The sequence below is a fragment of the Pseudomonas sp. VMV1 genome, assembly GCF_056790235.1.
The window spans coordinates 171,501-191,667 of sequence record NZ_JBXGSE010000007.1; the positions used below are offsets into that span (position 1 = coordinate 171,501).

At 65.6% G+C, this 20,167-nt stretch carries 15 protein-coding genes and 1 pseudogene; 2 read left to right on the top strand and 14 right to left on the bottom strand.

Going from position 1 to position 20,167, the window contains the following annotated elements:
- Window positions 1-137 precede the first annotated feature (137 nt).
- From ACUCV0_RS19880 to ACUCV0_RS19900, 5 genes and pseudogenes are all read right to left on the bottom strand, one after another.
- Window positions 138-905, bottom strand: a complete 768-nt coding sequence (locus tag ACUCV0_RS19880; RefSeq protein WP_482213511.1) for a methyl-accepting chemotaxis protein — start codon at window positions 903-905, stop codon at window positions 138-140.
- Between the two features lie 87 nt (window positions 906-992).
- Window positions 993-2,081 (bottom strand): annotated as a pseudogene (locus tag ACUCV0_RS19885) (cache domain-containing protein); the annotation flags it as partial.
- Between the two features lie 153 nt (window positions 2,082-2,234).
- Window positions 2,235-3,653, bottom strand: coding sequence for a sugar porter family MFS transporter (locus ACUCV0_RS19890; RefSeq protein WP_482213468.1), 1,419 nt, complete (start codon window positions 3,651-3,653; stop codon window positions 2,235-2,237).
- Window positions 3,654-3,798: 145 nt separating this feature from the next.
- A complete protein-coding gene (locus ACUCV0_RS19895) occupies window positions 3,799-7,629 on the bottom strand; it encodes an ATP-binding protein (protein ID WP_482213469.1) in 3,831 nt (1,276 codons plus the stop codon).
- 187 nt (window positions 7,630-7,816) lie between these two features.
- Window positions 7,817-8,710, bottom strand: coding sequence for a LysR family transcriptional regulator (locus tag ACUCV0_RS19900; protein WP_082696389.1), 894 nt, complete (start codon window positions 8,708-8,710; stop codon window positions 7,817-7,819).
- Between the two features lie 96 nt (window positions 8,711-8,806).
- Here ACUCV0_RS19900 and ACUCV0_RS19905 point away from each other — a divergent pair, with 96 nt between their 5' ends.
- Window positions 8,807-9,976, top strand: a complete 1,170-nt coding sequence (locus ACUCV0_RS19905; protein WP_482213470.1) for an MFS transporter — start codon at window positions 8,807-8,809, stop codon at window positions 9,974-9,976.
- A 17-nt stretch (window positions 9,977-9,993) separates the two neighbouring features.
- On the opposite strand, the gene ACUCV0_RS19910 is transcribed toward ACUCV0_RS19905, so the two are convergent.
- Window positions 9,994-10,554 (bottom strand): carboxymuconolactone decarboxylase family protein, encoded by a 561-nt coding sequence (locus tag ACUCV0_RS19910; protein ID WP_482213471.1) that lies wholly within the window; start codon window positions 10,552-10,554, stop codon window positions 9,994-9,996.
- Between the two features lie 166 nt (window positions 10,555-10,720).
- On the opposite strand from ACUCV0_RS19910, the gene ACUCV0_RS19915 reads away from it, so the two are divergent.
- A complete protein-coding gene (locus ACUCV0_RS19915) occupies window positions 10,721-11,221 on the top strand; it encodes a GNAT family N-acetyltransferase (protein ID WP_482213472.1) in 501 nt (166 codons plus the stop codon).
- A 64-nt stretch (window positions 11,222-11,285) separates the two neighbouring features.
- Here the strand turns inward: ACUCV0_RS19915 and ACUCV0_RS19920 are convergent, their stop codons facing one another.
- From ACUCV0_RS19920 to ACUCV0_RS19955, 8 genes are all read right to left on the bottom strand, one after another.
- Window positions 11,286-12,101, bottom strand: coding sequence for a glucose 1-dehydrogenase (locus ACUCV0_RS19920; RefSeq protein ID WP_482213473.1), 816 nt, complete (start codon window positions 12,099-12,101; stop codon window positions 11,286-11,288).
- A gap of 69 nt (window positions 12,102-12,170) precedes the next feature.
- Window positions 12,171-12,653: a hypothetical protein gene (locus tag ACUCV0_RS19925; RefSeq protein WP_271653023.1), complete on the bottom strand. Its 483-nt coding sequence runs from the start codon at window positions 12,651-12,653 to the stop codon at window positions 12,171-12,173.
- Window positions 12,654-12,780: 127 nt separating this feature from the next.
- A complete protein-coding gene (locus ACUCV0_RS19930; protein ID WP_482213474.1) occupies window positions 12,781-13,902 on the bottom strand; it encodes a hypothetical protein in 1,122 nt (373 codons plus the stop codon).
- 976 nt (window positions 13,903-14,878) lie between these two features.
- Complete coding sequence (locus ACUCV0_RS19935; RefSeq protein ID WP_482213475.1) at window positions 14,879-15,694, bottom strand: helix-turn-helix domain-containing protein; 816 nt, start codon at window positions 15,692-15,694, stop codon at window positions 14,879-14,881.
- 82 nt (window positions 15,695-15,776) lie between these two features.
- Entirely contained in the window at window positions 15,777-17,042 is a 1,266-nt protein-coding gene (locus ACUCV0_RS19940; protein WP_482213476.1) for an NAD(P)/FAD-dependent oxidoreductase, read from the bottom strand.
- Window positions 17,039-18,007 (bottom strand): bifunctional Delta(1)-pyrroline-2-carboxylate/Delta(1)-piperideine-2-carboxylate reductase, encoded by a 969-nt coding sequence (gene lhpI / locus ACUCV0_RS19945; protein WP_482213477.1) that lies wholly within the window; start codon window positions 18,005-18,007, stop codon window positions 17,039-17,041. Before lhpI ends, ACUCV0_RS19940 begins: the two co-directional genes overlap by 4 nt.
- Window positions 18,008-18,400: 393 nt before the next feature.
- Window positions 18,401-19,837: an NAD(P)(+) transhydrogenase (Re/Si-specific) subunit beta gene (locus ACUCV0_RS19950; protein ID WP_482213478.1), complete on the bottom strand. Its 1,437-nt coding sequence runs from the start codon at window positions 19,835-19,837 to the stop codon at window positions 18,401-18,403.
- Window position 19,838: 1 nt separating this feature from the next.
- Window positions 19,839-20,153, bottom strand: coding sequence for an NAD(P) transhydrogenase subunit alpha part 2 (locus tag ACUCV0_RS19955; protein WP_059316180.1), 315 nt, complete (start codon window positions 20,151-20,153; stop codon window positions 19,839-19,841).
- Window positions 20,154-20,167: the final 14 nt, after the last annotated feature.

Sequence of the window (20,167 nt, forward strand, 5' to 3'; positions counted from 1 at the left end):
GACATTCAGGGTGAAGAGCCGACTTCGTAGTGTGGATAACGGCGCAGCCTTATCCACGCGACCCGGACTCCCCAACGCCGCCCAACAAAAAGCCCCGCCGGGGTTACCGGCGGGGCTTTCGCTATCTCAACCAGTCATCAGGCCTTGAAGCGTCTTACCAGGCCATCCAGCTCACCCGACAGCTGCGACAGGCGCGAGGAGTCGCGGGTGGTGGACTGGGCCAGGCCTTCCACCTGTTGGGCGTCGTCCTGGATCTGGGCGATGTGGCGGTTGATGTCCTCGGCCACCTGATGCTGCTCCTCGGCGGCCGCCGCGATCTGCAGGGCCTGGTCGCGGATCTCGTCCACCGACTGGCGGATGCCTTCGAAGCTGCCACGTGCCTCGCTGATGGACGTCACGCTGGTCTGCGACAGCTCCAGGCTGGTCTCGATCTGGCGGGTGACCTCCTGGGTCTTGCGCGCCAGGTTGCCGAGCAGGCCGTCGATCTCGCCGGTGGAATCGGCGGTACGCTTGGCCAGGGCCCGGACCTCGTCGGCCACCACGGCGAAGCCGCGGCCTTGCTCACCGGCGCGGGCCGCTTCGATGGCGGCGTTGAGCGCCAGCAGGTTGGTCTGCTCGGCGATACCGCGGATGGTGTCGAGAATGGTGTTGATGTTGTGGCTGTCCTGCTCCAGCACCGCCATGGCCTGAGCCGACTGGGTGAGGCTACCGCTGAGCTGGTTGACGTTGCTGGTAGCTTTTTCGATCTGGCCGTAGCCCTCTTGCACCCTGTGGTGGCCGGCATCGGCGGAGGCCGCGGCGTGGCTGCAGGAGCGCGCCACTTCGTTGGAAGTAGCGACCATCTCGTTGAAGGCGGTGGAGACCATTTCCACGGCTTCGCGTTGGCGGCCAGCCACGTCGTTCATGCTGGCAGCGGCCTGGGTGGTCGCCTGCGAGGCCTGTTGCAGGTCATTGGAAGCCTGGCCGATGCGCTGCACCAGCTGGCGGATGCTGGCGAGGAACTGATTGAACCAGCCGGCCAGGGTGGCGGTTTCATCCTTGCCCTGGACGTTCAGGCTCTTGGTCAGATCGCCTTCGCCCTGGGCGATGGATTCGAGGCCCGCGGAGACGCCGCGGATCGGCCGCACGATCATGCCAGCGAAGGCCGCACCGAGTACGGCGAACAAGAGCGCCAGCACGGCGGTGATGCCGGCGATCTGCCAGGTCAGGGTGGTGGCCTTGCCCATCACCTCGTTGCGCTCGATCAGGCCGATGAATTTCCAGCCCAGCTCCTTGGCGGGGTAGACGTTGACCATGTAGTCGGTGCCATTGAGATTGACCTCGCCCAGCCCGTTCTGGATGCCGCTGAGCGTCTGGTAGGCGTCACCCAGTTCCTTGAGCTGCTTGAAGTTGTGCTTGGGATCGCGGGGGTCGACCAGCACGTTGCCGTTGTCTTCCACCAGCATCAGGTAGCCGCTCTGGCCGAGGGTGATGCTCTTGACCAGGTCGGTGAGCTGCTTCAGCGAGATGTCCAGGCCGACCACGCCACGCACCTTGCCGGTGGCGTCTTCCATGGTCCGGACGATGCCCATCAGGGCCACATCGTCCTGGGCCCAGTAGTAGGCCGGGGTACGGACCACCTTGCCCTGATTGGCCATGGCGGTCTGGTACCAGGGGCGCACGCGCGGATCGTAGTTGGCCAGCTTGGCGTCGTCCGGCCAGCTGATGTAGCCGCCATCGGCCAGGCCAACCGACAGGTAGGCGGTGGTGGGGTGGGTCTTGGCGAAGCGGGTGAAATAGCTCAGCGCCTGCTGGCCGGTTTCGGTCTGCGGCTGCTGGGCAGCATCGGCGCCCTGGTAGTTCTTCAAGCCATCCAGAGCGATGACGTTCGGCTCCTTGGCCAGGTAGTCGACGTTCTGCTGGATGCCGGCAAAGAACTGCTGGATGTTGCGATCGATCTGACGGATTTCGCGCCCGCTGCCGTCGAGGAAGTCGCCGGCAGCCTGGCTGCGAACGTTCATGATGACCACGCCTGCCACCAGGATCACCGGAAGGCAGGCGGTTACCGCGAAAAGCGACGTGAGTTTTTGTTTGATGTTCATCGAATGCCCCGGTCGCGCGCTGCGCGAAGAGTGACGGCAACATGCCTTCACTCTGCATCGGCCCGGATAAGTCCGACTTGATACGGAATGAAAAATTATTCCATTTGGTCCGCAGCAGGCCGGAAAATCGCCGATCGGTCAGCTAACGACCCGCTATAACTCTTTCTTCAGATGGCGTTCGATTTCTTCCAATGACTTGCCACGGGTTTCCGGTAGGCAGAAATAGACGAACAAAAGCGACCCCAGGTTGATCGCGGCGAAGCCATAGAAGGTGTAGTTGCCGATCCACTCCAGCGCGACCGGAAAACTGAAGGCCACGGTGGCGTTGCACAGCCACTGTACGGCCACGGCCACCCCGGTCAGCAGGCCACGGACCTGATTGGGGAACAGCTCGGACATCAGCAGCCAGTACACCGGGGCGATGCACATCTGCATGAACAGCAGGAACACCAGGATGCAGGCCAGCGCCAGGTAGCTCTGGGTCAGGTTCTGCGGCAGCCATAGCAACACGCTGCCCAGCGCCAGTTGCGCCAGCACCACGATCACCAGTCCGGTCAGCAGCAGGGTGCGCCGGCCGGCGCGGCCGATGGCCCAGATGCCCAGCAGGGTGGCGATCACCGAGACCACACCATTGCCTATGGTGGCGGTGAGGGCCGCGCTGGTGCCCATGCCGGTGCTCTTGAGGATGATCGGGGTGTAGTACATGAAGGCGTTGACCCCGGTGAACTGGGCGACGAAGCCCAGGCCGATGCCCAGCAGCAGCAACTTGACCACCCAACCCTGACTCAGCAGCTCGCGCAGGGGTGGTCGATGTTTGGCCTGCTCCTCGCTCTCGCGCATCTCCTCGACCTCCCGCTCCACCTCCTCGGGGGTGTCGCGCAGGCGTTCCAGCACCGTTTCGGCTTCTTCGAGTCGCCCCTTGGCCGCCAGCCAGCGCGGGGAGGTGGGCAGCAGGAAGGTGCCGGCGAACAGCAGGATGCCCGGCACCATGGCGATGGCCAGCATGTAGCGCCAGATGCCGTTCTCGTGCACCAGCCAGGCGAGCAGGGCGCTGAGCACATAGGCCAGCAGCTGGCCGCTGACGATCATCAGCTCGTTGCGGCTCACCAGGCGGCCACGGCGCTTGGGTCCGGCGATCTCGGCGATGAACACCGGCACCGTGGCCGAGCCACCGCCCACGGCCAGGCCGAGCACGAAGCGCGCGGCCACCATCAGCTCCACCGAGGGCGCTACCGCGGTGCCCAGGGCGCCCAGGACGAAAAGGATCGACAGCAGGCGCAGGGTGGTGCGCCGGCCATAGCGATCGGCGAGATAGCCCGCCGCCAGGGAGCCGAAGGCCGCGCCGACGATCAGGGAGGCAGTGACCAGTCCCTCGGTGTAGGCGTTGAGGCCCAGGCCGCCCTGGTCGGCGGGCAGGGTCATGAAGGGCAGGGCGCCGGCGATGATGCCGGTGTCGTAACCGAAGGCCAGGGCGCCCATGGTGGCGACCAGCACGGTGATGAAGATCAGTCGCCGGGCCGAGGCCTTCTGGTCAGGGTCGGCGGCGGGAGCGGTGGAGCGGGAGGAAGACATAGCGAACGCGGGTATCCTGAAAACCTGAGGGGTAGGCGAGGTCGCACCGCCCCCGCGCCTCTGGCGACAGAGGGCGGTCGGTCCGACCTGGCTGGATAGGACAGGCGTCAGCCCCAGGATTTCCCGCCAGGGGCGCAAACCGTGGTCAGGGACGCTCGCGACGGTCCTGCAACAGGCCCTGGATACGCTCGCTGAGCACCTCGATGGCGAAGGGCTTCTGCAGCAGCTGCATGCCCTGACCGAGGAAGCGCTGCACGTCCATGGCCTCTTCGGCGTAGCCGGTCACCAGCAGCACGGCGATACCAGGCCGTTGGCGGCGGATCTCTTCCACCAGCTCGCGCCCGGTCAGGCCCGGCAGCCCCACGTCGGACACCACCAGGTCCAGTTGCGGCTCGCGCTCCAGCAGCGCCAGGGCGGTGGGGGCGTCTTCGGCCTCCAGGGCGGTATAGCCCAGGTCACGGAGTACCTCGACGATCAGCAGGCGTACCCCGGGTTCGTCTTCCACCACCAGCACCCGCTCGCCGCGACCTGGTTGCAGCGCCACTTCCTCCGGAACCCCTTCGCTGGCGATGCCCTGGTGGCGCGGGAACAGCAGGCTGACCCGGGTGCCACGGCCTTCCTCGCTGTGGATGTCGATGTAGCCACCGCTCTGCTTGATGAAGCCATAGACCATCGACAGACCCAGCCCCGTGCCCTTGCCCTGCGGCTTGGTGGTGAAGAAGGGCTCGAAGACCTTTTCCAGCACGGCGGCCGGGATGCCGCTGCCGGTATCGCTCACGGCCAGTTCGACATAGTCGCCGCTCAGCTGCTCGGGCAGCATCAGCAGCTGCGGATCGCACAGGTTGCGGGTGCCGATCGCCAGCTGGCCGCCCTGGGCCATGGCATCCCGGGCATTGATGCAGAGGTTGAGCAGGGCGTTTTCCAGCTGGTTGGCATCGCTGCAGGTGGGCCAGGTGGCCGCGTCGAGCCGCAGGTGCAGCCGGATGTTCTCGTTGAGGGTGCGCTGGATCAGGGTCTCCATGCCGGTGACCAGCCGATTCACGTCCAGGGGTTGCAGATCCAGGGCCTGGCGCCGGCCAAAGCTGAGCAGGCGCTGGGTGAGGGCGGCGGCCCGCTGCGCCGAGGCGATGGCGATGCCAATGTAGCGCTCGGCACGCGGCTGTTCGCCGTTCAGATGGCGCTGCAGCAATTCCAGCGAGCCGGTGATGGCCGTGAGCAGATTGTTGAAGTCATGGGCGATGCCGCCGGTGAGCTGGCCGATGGCTTCCATCTTCTGGCTCTGACGCAGGGCGTCCCGCGCCTGCTCCAGTTCCAGCGCCCGTTCGCGCTCCACGGTGACGTCACGGGCCACGCAGTAGAGCAGCCCGCCCTCGGGCACGGCGGTCCAGGACAGGTGGCGATGGGTGCCGCCGCGGGTGCGAAAGCGATTCTCGAAGTTGAAGGTGGCGGCGCCGGCGGCCAGTTGGGCGATCTCCTGGCGGGTGCGCTGCCGGTCTTCGGGGTGCTCCAGCCATTCCGAGGTCTTGCCGACGATCTCGTCCACCGGCCAGCCCAGGGTGCGGGTCCAGGCCGGGTTGACGCTGACCCAGATGCCCCGGCTGTCGGCGATGCCGATGAGATCGTGGCTGTAGGCCCAGAGCTGGTCGCGCTCGCGGGTGCGTTCGCGGACGCGGATCTCCAGCACCTCGTTGGCCTGCCGCAGGGCATCGGCGGTCTCGCGCCTGAGTCGCGCCAGGCGCATGGCGCCTTCCACCCGGGCGATGAGCTCCCGGGCGCTGAAGGGTTTGACCAGATAGTCGTCGGCACCGGCGGCGATGCCCTCGATGGAGGCCTCTTCGCCCGCTCGCGCCGACAACAGGATGATGGGCACCTGGCCGGTGCGCTCGTCGCTGCGCAGGGCGCGCAGCACGCCGAAGCCATCCAGCACCGGCATCATCACGTCGGAGAGCACCAGCGCGGGCAATTGCCGCTGCACCGCCTCGACCGCGGCGCGGCCATCGGCCACGGCGTCCACCTGGTAGCCGGACTCCTGCAACAGCCGCTCGACATAGCCGCGCATGTCGGCATTGTCGTCGGCCAGGACGATGCGCTCGCCGCGCCCCTGGCCACCACCGGCATGCTCGTCGAGCCCCGTGGGGGCGGAGGGGGTCGGCTCGTCCGGCAGCCAGCGCAGGGCCTCGGCGACAAAGGTGTCGGCGCGGGTGGCGGTGGAGACCTGGTTCGTGGCGCCCACTCGGTTGGCCTCGGGCAGATGGGCATGGCCAAAGGGCAGCCGCACCTCGAAGGTGGTACCCACGCCGATCTGGCTGGTGACCCGCACCTCGCCGCCGTGCAGCTCGGTGAGGTCCTTGACCAGCGCCAGGCCGATGCCGGTGCCCTCGTGGGTCCGGCCGATCTGACCCTCGATGCGGTGGAAGCGGTCGAATACCTTGCCCAGTTCGCTCTGCGGGATGCCCACCCCCGTGTCTCTCACTGCCAGCACGACGTGCGCGTCCTGGCGGTGCAGGCTGACCCGCACCTCACCTTCCAGGGTGTACTTGAAGGCGTTGGAGACCAGGTTCAGGACGATCTTTTCCCAGAGGTCGCGATCCACCCACACCGGCTCGTCCAGGCGGGCGCAGTCGAGGGTGAAGGTCAGGCCGGCGCGAGCCATGGCCGAACGAAAGCTGCTGGCCAGCTCCGCGGTATAGACCGCCAGGTCCAGGGGCGCGAAGCTCGCGCGCATCCGGCCCGCTTCCATGCGCGAGAAATCCAGCAGCGAATTGACCAGCCGCAGCAGGCGCTGGCCGTTGCGCTGGATGAGTTCCAGCTCCTGGCGACTCACCGCGGGCTCGCCGTCGGCGCGGTCCGGCCGCGCCAGCATGTCTTCCAGGGGGCCGAGCATCAGCGTCAGCGGCGTGCGGAATTCATGGCTGGCGTTGGAAAAGAAGGCCGTCTTGGCCCGGTCCAGCTCGGCCAGTTGCTCGGCACGGCGGCGTTCTTCCTCGTAGCGCCGGGCATTGGCGATGGCGGTGCTGAGGTGCCCGGCAGCGCGGACGAACAGGCTTTGGTAGTCGGCATCCACTCGCCGCCGCGGGCTGATGCCGGAGACCAGATAGCCATAGGGTTCCTCGCCCAGCGGTCCGGGAATCGGCACCACCAGCGCCTCTTCCAGGGGCTCCGGCCAAGGGGTCCCGGCGAGCCGGCCGCCATGGCGCTCGTTGAGACCGGTCACCAGGGTCGGCGCGCTGCGCGCCGTGGTGAAGGCCCAGGGCAGGCCGGCGGCCTCCGGGGTGACTTCCAATGGGGCAAGGACATCGTCCGGCGCCAGGCCGGCCAGGGCCACGCGCTGCAAGGTGCCGGTCGCGGCGTCGCGCAGATAGGCCAGGCAGAAGGGCGATTCCTCCGGCACCTCGTGCAGGCAGCGCACCCCTTCGCGGCAGGCGTCTTCGGCGACGCGCGTCGCCGAAGTGGCCTCGGAGACATTGCGCAGCAGGCGCTCACGGCGTTCCGTGAGCACCCGGTGCGTGGTTTCGGTCACCGCGGTGAAGATGCCCTCCACCTCGCCGGTATCGCCGCGTACCGGGCTGTAGCTGTAGTAGAAGTAGCACTCCTCCACGTAGCCGAATCTGTTCAGCGGCAACAGCTGGTCCTCGGACCAGGTGGCCTCGCCGGTGGTCATCACGTGGTCGAACATGGGGCCGATGATGTCCCAGATTTCCGCCCACACCTCCCAACCGGCACGCCCCAATGCCCAGGGATGCTTGCGCCCCGGCACCGCGCTCCAGGCATCGTTGTAGATCAGGGCGCGGGTCTCGCCCCAGTAGAGCACGATGGGGAAGCGTGAGCCGAGGCAGATGCTGACCGCCGAACGCAGGGCGGTCGACCAGGTTTCCAGGGGGCCGAAGGGCGTCTGGGACCAGTCCTTCTGGCGCATCAGCGCGGCCATTTCACCGGGGACGTCGAGAAAGGCCAGCTGCGAGGGAAGGTTGGACAAGAGGGCTCCTGCGGGACAAGGAAAGAGGGGCCTGGGACGTACCGCCGTCAGCAGCGACAGCGACAGGCAGGAGGGCCGCGACCTAAGCATGTTGATTGCTCAGACTATTACAAGCGGACCGGCTTGGCGAATGACGCGGGCGGCAGAGCGCCGGCCCGTAGCGCGGTGACGGCGGTCGGATGACGCGTCAGCGGCCCAGGCGTTCCACCAGGAAATCCACGAATACCCGCACCCGCGCCGGCATGGTGGTACCTCCGACGAAAACGGCGTGGATCGGCTCCAGATCGCCCGGATTCCAGGCCTCCAGCAGCGGCACCAGGGCACCGCTGCGCAGGTCGTCGGCCACGCTGAATTCACCGATGCGGGCGATACCGGCGCCTTCGCGGGCCAGCAGTGCCAGGGCCTCGCCGCTGTTGCATTCGATGTTGCCGGCGATCTTCAGGGTGAATTCGCGACCATCGCGCACGAAAGGCCAGTCCGGCGCGGCGCGGCGAAAGTTGAATCTCAGGCAGTTGTGGCCGAGCAGGTCTTCCGGCACCAGGGGCGTGCCGTGGCGGGCGAGGTAGGCGGGCGAAGCTACCACCACCTGGCCGGTGACGCCGATGGGCCGGGCGGTGAGAGGGCTGTCGGCGAGCTGGCCGAAGCGGATCGCCACATCGGCCTGGCCGGCGAGGATGTCCACTACCTCATCGCCCAGCGCCAGGTCCACCAGGATGTCGGGATAGCGGGCGCTGAAGGCCGCCACCAACGGCACGATGGTCATGCGGCCGTGGCCGAGGGCGGCGCTGACCCGCAGCCGTCCCTGGGGCACGCCCTGGTCGGCGATGGCCTCTTCCACCTCGGCCAGATCCGCCAGGATGCGCCGCGCGGCGCGTAGATAGGCCTCGCCCTCGGCGGTGAGGGTGATGGCCCGGGTGGTGCGCAGCAGCAGCCGCGTACCCAGGCGCTGCTCGGTGCGAGCGATGGAGCGACTCACCGCCGAAGGCGTCAGGCGCAGGGCTCTGGCCGCTGCCGAGAGGCTGCCAGCCTCGACCACCTGCGCGAACACCGCCATCTCTCCCGAGCGACCTGCTAGATCCACTTGTGCCTCCAGGGCAAAGGTGCATGCCAGAACCGCCGTCTACCGGCTCATCGAGCAGGAGCTTAGCATTCAAGGCATAGATAAGGAGCCTTTCCCATGCGTATCAATCCCCCTCTGCTGGCCCTGGCCACGGGTGCCTTCGGCATCGGTGTCACCGAGTTCGCCCCCATGGGCATGCTGCCCGGCATCGCCGCCGACCTCGGCGTCTCCATCCCGGCGGCGGGTCTGCTGGTCAGCGCCTATGCCCTGGGCGTGCTGATCGGCGCACCGCTGATGACCCTGACCACCGGCCGCATTCCACGTCGCCAGCTGCTGATCGGCCTGATGGCCATCTTTACCCTGGGCAACCTGATGTCGGCACTGGCCACGGACTACACCAGCCTGCTGATCGCCCGGGTGGTGACCTCGCTCAACCATGGCGCCTTCTTTGGCGTCGGCGCCCTGGTGGCGGCTAGCGTGGTCGCTCCGGATCGGCGCGCCGGGGCGGTCGCCGCCATGTTCATGGGCCTAACTCTGGCGACCATCGGCGGGGTGCCCCTGGCTACCTGGTTCGGTGAACTGCTCGGCTGGCGCCAGGCCTTCTGGGGCATCGCCGGACTCGGCCTGCTGACCATGGCCGCGCTCTGGTTCGCCCTGCCCAACGTGGCCCTGCCACCCAGCGACGGCGTGCTGGCCGAGATCCGCGTGCTGGGCCGCCCGCCGGTGTTGGCCGCTCTGGGCCTGACCGTGGTCGGCTCGGGCGCCATGTTTACCGTCTTCACCTATATCGCGCCCATCCTCGCCAGCGAGACCCATGGCTCCACCGCCTTCATCACCGCCATGCTGGTGCTGTTCGGCGTCGGCCTGACCCTGGGCAATTTCTGGGGCGGCAAGGCCGCGGACAAATCCATCGACCGCACCCTGATCGCCTCCCTGAGCCTGCTGATCCTGGTGCTGCTGGCCTTTACCGTGCTGATGCGCTGGCCGCTGCCGGCCGCCGTGGCCATCCTGCTCTGGGGTATCGCCAGCTTCGCCCTGGTCCCGCCGCTGCAGATGCGGGTGATGGACGCCGCCAAGGACGCCCCCAACCTGGCCTCGGCGGTCAACATCGGTGCCTTCAACCTGGGCAATGCCCTGGGCGCGGCCCTGGGTGGCGCGGTGATCAGCGCCGGTCTGGGCTATCCGGCGATTTCCCTGGCCGGCGCCGGCATGGCCGCCCTGGGGCTGCTGATGGTGCTGGCCCTGGCCTGGCGCGGTCGGGCGACCGGTACAGCAGTGGCAGGGTAGCCACGAGCAGGTCGGCCTTACTCGGCGAAGGGGAGGGGCGCGTCGCCGCCCCGGTCCACCGCGAAGGCGTTGAGGGTCATGGCGACCAGGCTGTAATAGCCATAGACACCCACCAGCTCGACCATCCCGGCTTCGCCGAACAGCGCCACGCCCTGCTGGTAGAGGTCATCGGGGATGCGCCGGGTGTCGTAGAGCGCCACCCCGATGGCATGGACGCAGGCGTCCTCAGGCGTCTCGAAGGACGGCACGGCGCCTTGCCGGAGTGCCTCTATCACCTGATCCGGCAGCCCCGCCTGACGGGCGATGGGCTCATGGATCTGCCATTCTGCCTGGGCGCGCCACCAGGCGGCGGTGGTGAGGATCGCCAGCTCGGTAAGGCGCAATTCCAGCCGAGTACCGTAGCGGCAGAAGGCACCCAGCCGCTGGGCATGATCGGTCAGCGCCGGACTGTGGATCCAGGCCAGGAAGGGCCCATCGAGATTGCCCCGCGGACCGCTCTGGATCTCGGCCAGTACGCGCTGCTGTTCTGCCGTCGTGTTCTGTTCGGACAGGGGCGTCAGCCGCGATGAGAGGGGCATGATGGTCATCCTCGATACAGATAGGGGCTCATCCAATACCACCGCCTGTCCCCAGGGCAAGTCTCCATATCGCGCTCAAGCAACCTAGTTAGACGTCGCAATCAGGCTGGCGGCATCCCCCTGGCTCTGATCACAATCGGGCCTAGGGTTACCAAGGAGCCAGCCGATGACGCAGAGCTACACCACCTTTTACTTGGAGATGACCGCGCCGACCGAATTGCGCGAGAAGCCGCCACGGCCTGACCTGCAGATCGTCGAGTGCGAGGTGCCGCAACCCGAACTCAATCGCTTTCTCTATGCCCTGGTCGGCCAGGCGTGGGACTGGAGCGATCTCGACAGCTGGAGCGACGCCCAGTGGCGCGAGCTGGTGGAGCAGGAAGGCCACCGCACCTGGGTCGCCTATCACCGCGGCGCCATCGCCGGTTACTACGAGCTGTACCGCCCGGATGGCCGCAACGCCGAGATCCGCTACTTCGGCCTGGCTGGCGCCTTCATGGGCCTTGGCTTCGGCGGGCCGCTGCTCAGCCATGCCCTCCGTTCCGCTTGGGACTGGCCTGGCACCGAGCGCGTTTGGGTGCACACCTGCACCCTCGATCACCCAGCCGCCCTGGCCAACTACCAGGCGCGTGGGCTGCGAATCTACCGGCAGGAAGACACCCCGTTCTGAGACGCCGTTGTAGCCGCTCACCCGCTAAACACCAGAGCGCGGTCTTCCAGCGCCTACTCAACGGCTAGGGCGCTTCCGCCGTCGCGGGCGTCACCGCCGAACCGGCCAGCAGGCCGCCGTCCAGATTCAGCTCGCTGCCGGTCATGTAGCCGGCGTCGTCGGAGGCCAGCAGCAATGCCACGGCGGCGACTTCCTCGGGCCGGCCAAAGCGCCGCAGCGGCGTATCCCGCACCAGCGCCGCCATGCGGGCCTCGCGGTCCGGGCCGTCGCCCAGCATGGGCTCCCACATCGGCGTGAGGATGGCGGCGGGGTGGATGGAGTTGCAGCGAATAGCGAGGCCCTGCTCCGCGCAATAGAGGGCGACCGTCTTGCTGTGGTTGCGCACGGCGGCCTTGGACGAGGCATAGGCCGCCGCGCCGGGGATACCCACCAGCCCGGAGCGCGAGGAGATATTGATGATGGCGCCAGCCCCTGCCGGCCGCATGGCGCGGATGCCGTATTTGCAGCCGAGAAAGACGCCATCGAGATTGGTGCGATGCACCGCGTGCCAGTCTTCGAGACTGGCGTTTTCGGGATCGTGGGCCACCATGCCCTGTTCGAAGCCGGTGATCCCGGCGTTGTTCACCAGCACGTCCAGCCCCCCGCGCTCCGCGAGGATCTGCCGCGTCACCTTCTGCCAGTCGTCTTCCAGGCGCACGTCCAGATGCAGGTAGCGGGCGCTGTCGCCCAGCTCGGCGGCGACGGCGCGGCCGAGGTCATCGTTGAGGTCGGTGATATAGACGAAGGCACCCTCCGCCACGAAAGTCCGGGCGATGGCGGCGCCTATGCCCTGGGCCGCGCCGGTGACCAGCGCGGTCTTGCCGCTGAGTTTGGCTGCCATGCGAGTACGCCCTCCAGATCTTGAATAGCATCAGAGAGTAGCCCAGGCCGTCCAGTCAGGGGGCCAGCATCACGCCCGGGCGCTGACACCACCGGTGCTGTCGCCAGCCTTCTTCAGGGCTTCGGTATAGGCGGCGTAGGCAGTCGTCAACGCCTCGCTGGCGGCGGCCACATTGGCCTGGGCGGCTTCGCGCGCGGCCTGGCTGGCCTCGTCAGCCTTGCCCTCGCCCTTGCTCTGAGCCTCTACCGCGCGCAACTGCTTTTGCGCCAGCTCCAGTTGCCGCTTGGCCATGTCGATGGCCTTCTGCAGGGTATCCAGGGTCTTGTTACCGGTGCTGCCTTTCTCGCTGGCAGGGGCGGCGTCGGCTTCGGCCTGGTCCTTGATCTGGTTCAGTGGGTTGGGCTTGCCGATGCCCTTGGGCTTCTTGGCTTGCTCGGCCTGGGCGGCCGCCTGGTCTTCGGCGGTGGGCTTGGCAGTCGCGCCACCCAGCCTGAGCGTGGGCGCGCGCAAGATGCCGTGGCCAATGCCATTCACCGACAGCGTGCTGGACATCGCGGACTCCTTGAAAGGTACATCTCAAGGATAACGGCCGCGTGGGGCAAAGATTGAGAGCGGGCGGGGCAGAGGGAACCCACATACGTTGCCAGCGCGCACGGTGCCCGGCCCCGCTGATCACCAGTTACTGGGTAATGACGGCGTGGTTGGAGAAGCCGCTCTGGGTGATGTTGATGGCATTGCCCGCCGTGTTCTGGGTCAGGTCGGCGGTGTGCTGGCTGCCGGTCTGGGCGACGGTGATGCTGGAGGCATTACCTGTGACATAAGCCGTCACCCCGAGATTGTCGCCCTGTTGATCGACCTTCAGCTGGCCGTCGTTACCCAGGTAGTAGGCCGAGACGCCGTTGCTCTCGCCGTTAGATACCAGATCCAGCTGATTGCCCTCGCCCGAGGCGATAACGTCGGCGTTATTGCCATTACCAGTCTGCGCCAAGGTCAGCTGGTTGCCGGCGCCATAGACATTGACGTCGGCGCGGTTGAGATCGCCGCGCTGGGCGATATCGACGTTACTGGGCCGCGAATAGGCGCTGGAATGCCGGACCCGGGCATCGTTGCCGTTACCCTGTTGCACCACAGTGGAATCGGTTCGCTCGCCGGCCTGCTTGAGGCCGATGTAGTTGTCGTTGCCGCGCTGTTCGATGAGGGTGGTCGAATCGTTGCCGTTCTGGCTCACCCAGGCGCTATTGCGCAGCCCGAAGCTGACCACTTGCAGGTCCAGCGCATCGCCGCTCTGGCGCAACTCAAGGTTACCGTTCAGGCCGTCCTGCCGCGCCGTCAGGGTGTTGCCACCTGCCCGGTCGCTGGTCTGGTCGATATCGATGCGGTGAAAGCCACCATCCTGCTGCACAAAGGTGTCCAGCCGCAGACCGCTTTGCCGCACCACCGTCTCGTTGCCACTGCCCGGCCCCTGATCGACCTGCACCCGCCCGTAGCCCGCATTGAGCTGCTCGATATCCACCCGCCGCTGCGAACCCAAGGTCTGGTTGACCTCGGCATAGCTCCTGGCACTGTCCTGCACCACCCGCACGCTGTCATCAGCATCGTCTTGCTGGGTGACCTGGGTAGTCAGAAAGATGCCGCTCTGCTGGATATCGGCCTTGTTACGCGCCGATAGCTCGCTGCCCTGGTTCAGGTTAACCCTGTTGAAGCCACCGTTCTGCTGGACGTTGGCGGTATTGGACTCGGCCCAGGCGGCACCGGTATTGGCCAAGAGCAACGCGATCATGAGGGAGCGGGAGGTTGGCATGGGGACGGTCCTTGTGAGGGGTTGGTCGTATTAATGGGAGGAGCATAGGAATTCCTTAGGGATCAATTTAACGGGTGGGGCTAAACGCACAATCGGTAGGAGTAGTGATTTTAAAATCGAGATTTTTTGGGGGTGGGTTGCAAGGTTTTAAAGGTTTACTTTCGTTCTGTCTGGTTATGGATCAATTGGTTGTTTTTATTTTAGCTGGCTGGTTATTGCTTTTTTGCAGTCTATAAAAGTCTCCAGTTTTCGAGTCTTTTTTTGATGTGGGCAATTGGTGATATAGGGTGCAGGGACTGACTCTCCAATCAATTCATTGCTCCAAACCCCTCTGCTGCAGAGCGATGCGTTTCTCTCAATAGTCCCCGCTCCTTAACACTTTTATAATTTTATATATTCATATTTGAACCACTGCTTCGCCCCTTTCCTACACTCCCGATACTCAATCGAACCCTTGCGGTGGTTCCTAGCAAGACTGCCGTAGTGAATTCAGTTGCCATGCACATCCCAAACAGCCAAACAGGAACCACTGCCGTCCGACTTAGGAACCCGATGGCTTTCGCTGAAGGAGAATGAAGAAGAGGTACGCACGGGAGTTAGCTCTCGCCCTGCCTTGTACTGGGTGAGATAGGCGGCCGACACCATGCCCCGCGGAGCCGAAGCCAGCTCTTGTGCTCGAGGCACGGCACCATAGTGGCAGCGCATCCGGCGTTAGCGCGAAGGCTGGCGCTCGTCACGGAGGATCTGGGTGACGCTGCATGAGAGCGTCAACGCGCGTGGTCAGGGCGCTTCTTTCCCGTGTGCGCTGACGCCCTTCAGGGACGCACGGCAATCGCTGGTCAGGGTATTACCTGGCGGTGGCGCTGGATCTGCCTATCCGTGGGCTGGGCGCTGCCGGGCAAGCCGCATGCGGCGCTGGCCATCGAGGCTTAGGCAAGGCTTTCGAAACGCCTGGTGGGCCTGCAGAGCTACAGAGTCACTCGGACGCGATCTGCACCTTGGTAGCGCCTGTTTCTTTCCGATAGGAGCCAGGTGCTACCCCGACATGACGCCGGAAGGTTTTGCTGAAGCTGCTCAGCTCGGCATAACCCACCCGCAGGGCGATTTCTTCGAGCCGCAGGGACGAGCCGCGAAGTAGTTCGATGGCCAATCGCATTCGACGCCGCGTCACGAACTGCATGGGCGAGCAACCGACCAGCGTCTTGACGGCCACGAAGCTATGGCTCTCGCTCAGACAGAACGCCGCTGCCAGATCGATGACACCTATAGGTTCGGCTAGATGGGCATCCACCCAGGCATGCAGCGCCTCCAGGCTGATCCTGGAACGTTGCAGGGTTTCCCTCATCGGAAGGCTATCGCCCACGACGATTTCGGTCAGCAGACTCGCGATCAACTGGTTGCGCACCGCCGGTACCTGCAGCCGGTCGAAGCGGCCCTGAGCGGCATTCCAGTCCAGCAAGCCGATCAAGGCGGCGGATGGCCTGGACAAATTCGCCTCGGCACGCAGGCCCAGGCATTCAGCCGAAGCGCCGGACGCCTGACACAGCGCACTGATGAAAGGATCATCCAGGTGGTAATCCAGCACCAGCACGCGGCAGTCGGCATCACGTCCTGCATAGCGATGTCGCGCTCCCTGGGGCAGGAAACCCACGGAGCCACGCATCAGAGGGGCTGACGCGGTGGACAGCTCGCAATCCATCCGTCCGCTCAAACCGATCATCAGCTGCTGGTAGTCGTGGACGTGCTCGCCCGAGGTCTGGGCAATGGCGTTGATGTGAAGCGAGGTCTGCACGATGCACCTCATGGAGAGCGAAAGGCCCGGACCGCACTATAGCCAACCTGGGTCAGCCAGGTCATCCGCGCCATGCCCCAGGTCAATAGCCGTGGCGCGCTCCGCTGAATCGTGCCACCCGGAACGGTCGGCAATCGACGGCTGACGGCGTTGCCAATAGCCTGCTGACGATCAACTCGGCCGTGATCGCTGCCTGAGTGAGGCCCAGATGCTGGTTCCCGAAGGCGAGGCCCAGTCGGTCCGCCACCACATCGATGACCGGTAGCGAGTCCGGCAGGGTAGGGCGCATGCCCATCCAGGGTGTGGCATCACGCAGTTCCTCCTCGAGTTGTGGCAGCAAGGCCTGGCCATGGTGTCTCAGCGTATCCAGCCGCGCCGGCTGCGGGGGCAATCGCGTCCCCCCCAGCTCGCTGATTCCCACGACGCGGAGTCCACTGTCCAGGGGGCTCAGAAAGATCCTTCGCTCCACGGGACAGATGGGGCGATTGATGACGCCCTTGCTCGTGCACTGCAGGTGATAACCCCGTTCGGCCATCAGGGGGACCTGGATGCCCAGCGGTGACAGTAACGAAGCGCTCTGGGCACCTGCGCAGAGCACCACCTTGGCGTAGGGCTCCCAGCGCCCATTCAGGTACAGCCGTGGCGCCGCCGTTCCGAGCTCCAGCCGCTCCACCCGCTGCTGCAGCCAGGTTCCGCCATGCCGAATGAAGGCCTCGAACAACACCGTGCAGAGCCAACTGGGATCACGCATCCGCCAGGCCTGGCGAAAGTGCAACCCGTGGTGAAAGCGCCCCGCCATGGCGGGCTCCAGCATGTCGATGGCCGAAGCCTCGACGAGCTCCACCTCCAGGCCCCAGCGCTGCAGATGAGCGCATTCGCTGCGGGCAGCGCTCATTCCTTGGGCCTTCTCCCACGCCAGCAGATAGCCTGACTGCACGAGCAGATCCTGGCGCCCGATGAAGGTCAAGCAGTCGATCCAGCTCTGGACCGCCCTGCTGTTCAAGGCGGCCAGGGCGTCTCGGTGCGCAGCCACCCGCTCTCCCTGCGCCGCCTGGAGAAAGCGTGCCAGCCAGGGCAAGGCCGCCAGCCGGTTGCCGGGCGGCACTTTCAAGGGGCCGTGCGGATGTAGCAGGAGCCCTGGTGCTGCCTTGAGCGTCGTCCAGGTCGACAAGGGATCGATGGATTCCGTGGCCAGAAAACCCGCATTGCCGGACGACGCCCCGGAGCCCGGCGCATTGACATCGATCAGGACGACGTCCTGGCCGTGTCGACGCAGTTGCAAGGCCGTACAGAGCCCCAGGAGTCCGGCACCGATCACCGCCACCGCATCCGTCGAGGTCGGGTTCATGGCGTGGGCTCGCCGGTACTGCGCTGGTAGGCAAGGATGGCGGCAGCCAGGTCTTCCAGGCTGGCGCCTACGGACTTGAATAGGGTCAGCGCCGTGTCTGGGTTCGTCAAGGCGGGGCGCCCGAGATGGCGTCCACCGCATAGCTCGCTCAATTCCGCCCGAATGTGCTCAGGTCCTATTATCCCCGCCGCGAGTGGAATGATGAGGTCGCCCGTCTCAGCGAGGGCGCCTTCGCGGGTATCGACGAAGAGGACGCATCGCTGGATGGCGGTATCGTCCACCTCGCGCATCCGGGGCGTGAAGCTGCCGACGAGATCCAGATGCACACCCGGTTGCAGCCACTCACCCTGGATGATGGGATCGGTCGCCAAGGTCGCACAGCTGATGATGTCAGCGGTCCCGACGGCGGTGGGCAGATCGTCCTGCTCGACGGCCTGTGCCTCGATACCCTCACGCTGCAGCTCCTGCACATAGGCCTGTGCCGCTACCGCTGAACGATCGTACACGGCAACCTTGTCGAGGGTGCGAACGGTCCGGTGAGCGCGCACCAGGTAGCGACTCATCCGCCCTGCACCCACCATGAGCAACCGACTCGAGTCCGGTCGGGAAAGATAGCGTGAGGCCAGGGCTGAGGCCGCCGCGGTACGGCGCGCCGTAAGCTCGTTGCCCTCGAATTGCGCCAGCGGACGGCCGTCGACCGCACTGCTCAGCAGGTAGTGGCTACTGAGACCTGGCTGGCCGCGCGCGTTGTTGCCGGGGAATACCGTGACCTGCTTGACACCCAGGTAGGCACCTTCTATCCAGGCTGGCATGAGCAACAGCATCGCATCAGGTTCGCCAGGAACCTCGATGCGGTGGTGATGACGAACAGGAGATTCGACGGTTGTGGTAAAGGCGTTCGCCAGAGCGTCGATCAATTCCGGCCAGGGCAGCGCCTGGGCAAGTTCTTTCGCATTGAGGTACATGGGGTTCGTTTTCCAAAGCCGAGGAGTCACGCCTACCCTCCCATTCAAACCCCAGTCATGCGTTGTCCAAACCTATGCTGTTTGCGTACAGAACTATGACAAGTAGCGTTTTGATCCTGCGACCGCATGCCGCTTACTGCTAATTGAGCAAGGCGTAGTGGTCCAGCGAATCCGGGCACCCGGGCCGAGCAAAACCCAACGGCGTTTCCAGCTCGGTTGGCCACTGCACTGGGCAATGACGGACGGATCGTGAAACGCGCGGTGGCTTTGGCTTGCCAATGGGTAAAGAGCGGAGAGGGTTGAGAGCTCTCTGGAAGAGAAACGGCTCGCATCCCGCTCGAATTCCGCGTCGCCGCCTGAGGAGCCAGGTCACCAAATGGCGACCCACATCCCCTAGTCGACCGCCTTGACCATCTCCTCGATGACCTTCTTGGCATCGCCAAAGACCATCAGGGTCTTGTCCAGGTAGAAGAGTTCGTTGTCCAGGCCCGCGTAGCCGCTGGCCATGGATCTCTTGTTGACGATGATCGTCTTGGCCTTGAAGGCTTCGAGAATGGGCATGCCGGCGATGGGTGACTTGGGGTCGTTCTTGGCGGCCGGGTTGACCACGTCGTTGGCGCCGAGCACCAGCACCACGTCGGCCTGGCCGAATTCGGAGTTGATGTCGTCCATCTCGAACACCTGGTCGTAGGGCACCTCGGCCTCGGCCAGCAGCACGTTCATATGGCCGGGCATGCGGCCGGCCACCGGGTGGATGGCGTATTTCACCGTCACGCCGTTATGGACCAGCTTCTCGGTCAGCTCCTTGAGCGCGTGCTGGGCGCGGGCCACGGCCAGGCCGTAGCCGGGAACGATGATGACGCTGTCGGCGTTGCCCAGCAGGAAGGCGGCGTCGTCCGCAGAGCCGGATTTGACCGGGCGTTGCTCCCCGCTGCCGCCACTGGCCGCCGCTTCCGTCGCCCCGCCGAAGCCGCCGAGGATGACGTTGAAGAAGGAGCGGTTCATCGCCTTGCACATGATGTAGGAGAGGATGGCGCCGCTCGATCCCACCAGCGAACCGGCGATGATCAGCATGGAGTTGTTCAGCGAGAAGCCGATACCGGCGGCGGCCCAGCCGGAGTAGCTGTTGAGCATGGAGACCACCACCGGCATGTCGGCGCCGCCGATGGGGATGATGATCAGCACGCCGATGACGAAGGCCAGGGCCACCAGCACGGCGAAGGCGCCGAGGTTGCCACTGAAGGTGAACATCAGGCCCAGGGCGAGAATGGCCACGCCGATGGCCAGGTTGAGAATGTGCTGGCCGGCGAACTGCACCGGGGCGCCCTGGAACAGGCGGAACTTGTATTTGCCGGAGAGCTTGCCGAAGGCGATCACCGAGCCGGAGAAGGTGATGGCGCCAATGGCCGCGCCGAGGAACAGCTCCAAGCGGTTACCGCTGGGGATCGGCTGGCCAAAGGTGGCGACGATGCCTAGGGACTGGGGCTCGACCACCGCGGCGATGGCAATGAACACCGCGGCCAGGCCGATCATGCTGTGCATGAAGGCGACCAGCTCGGGCATCTTGGTCATTTCCACGCGCTTGGCCATGATCGCGCCGGCACTGCCGCCCACCAGCAGGCCGACGATGACGTAGCCGATGCCCTGCACCGTCAGCTCGCTGCCGAGCTTGTGGATCAGCGCCAGGGTGGTGAGCACGGCGAGGGTCATGCCGGCCATGCCGAAGGCGTTGCCGCGGCGTGAGGTGGTGGGGTGGGAAAGGCCCTTGAGCGCCTGGATGAAGCACACCGAGGCGACGAGGTAGAGCAGGGTGATGAGGTTCATGCTCATGTCAGGGCTTCTCCGCCTGGGCCTTGGGAGCCTTCTTCTTGAACATTTCCAACATGCGGCGGGTGACCAGGAAGCCGCCGAAGACGTTGACCGCCGCCAGGGCCACGGCCAGGGTGCCCATGGTCTTGCCCAGCGGGGTGACGGTGAGGGCGGCGGCGAGCATGGCGCCGACGATGACGATGGCGGAGATGGCGTTGGTCACGGCCATCAGGGGGGTGTGCAGCGCGGGGGTGACGTTCCAGACCACGTGGTAGCCGACATAGATGGCCAGCACAAAGATGATCAGGTTGTAGATGCCGTCGGAAATCAGATCCATGGGGGCAGTCCTTT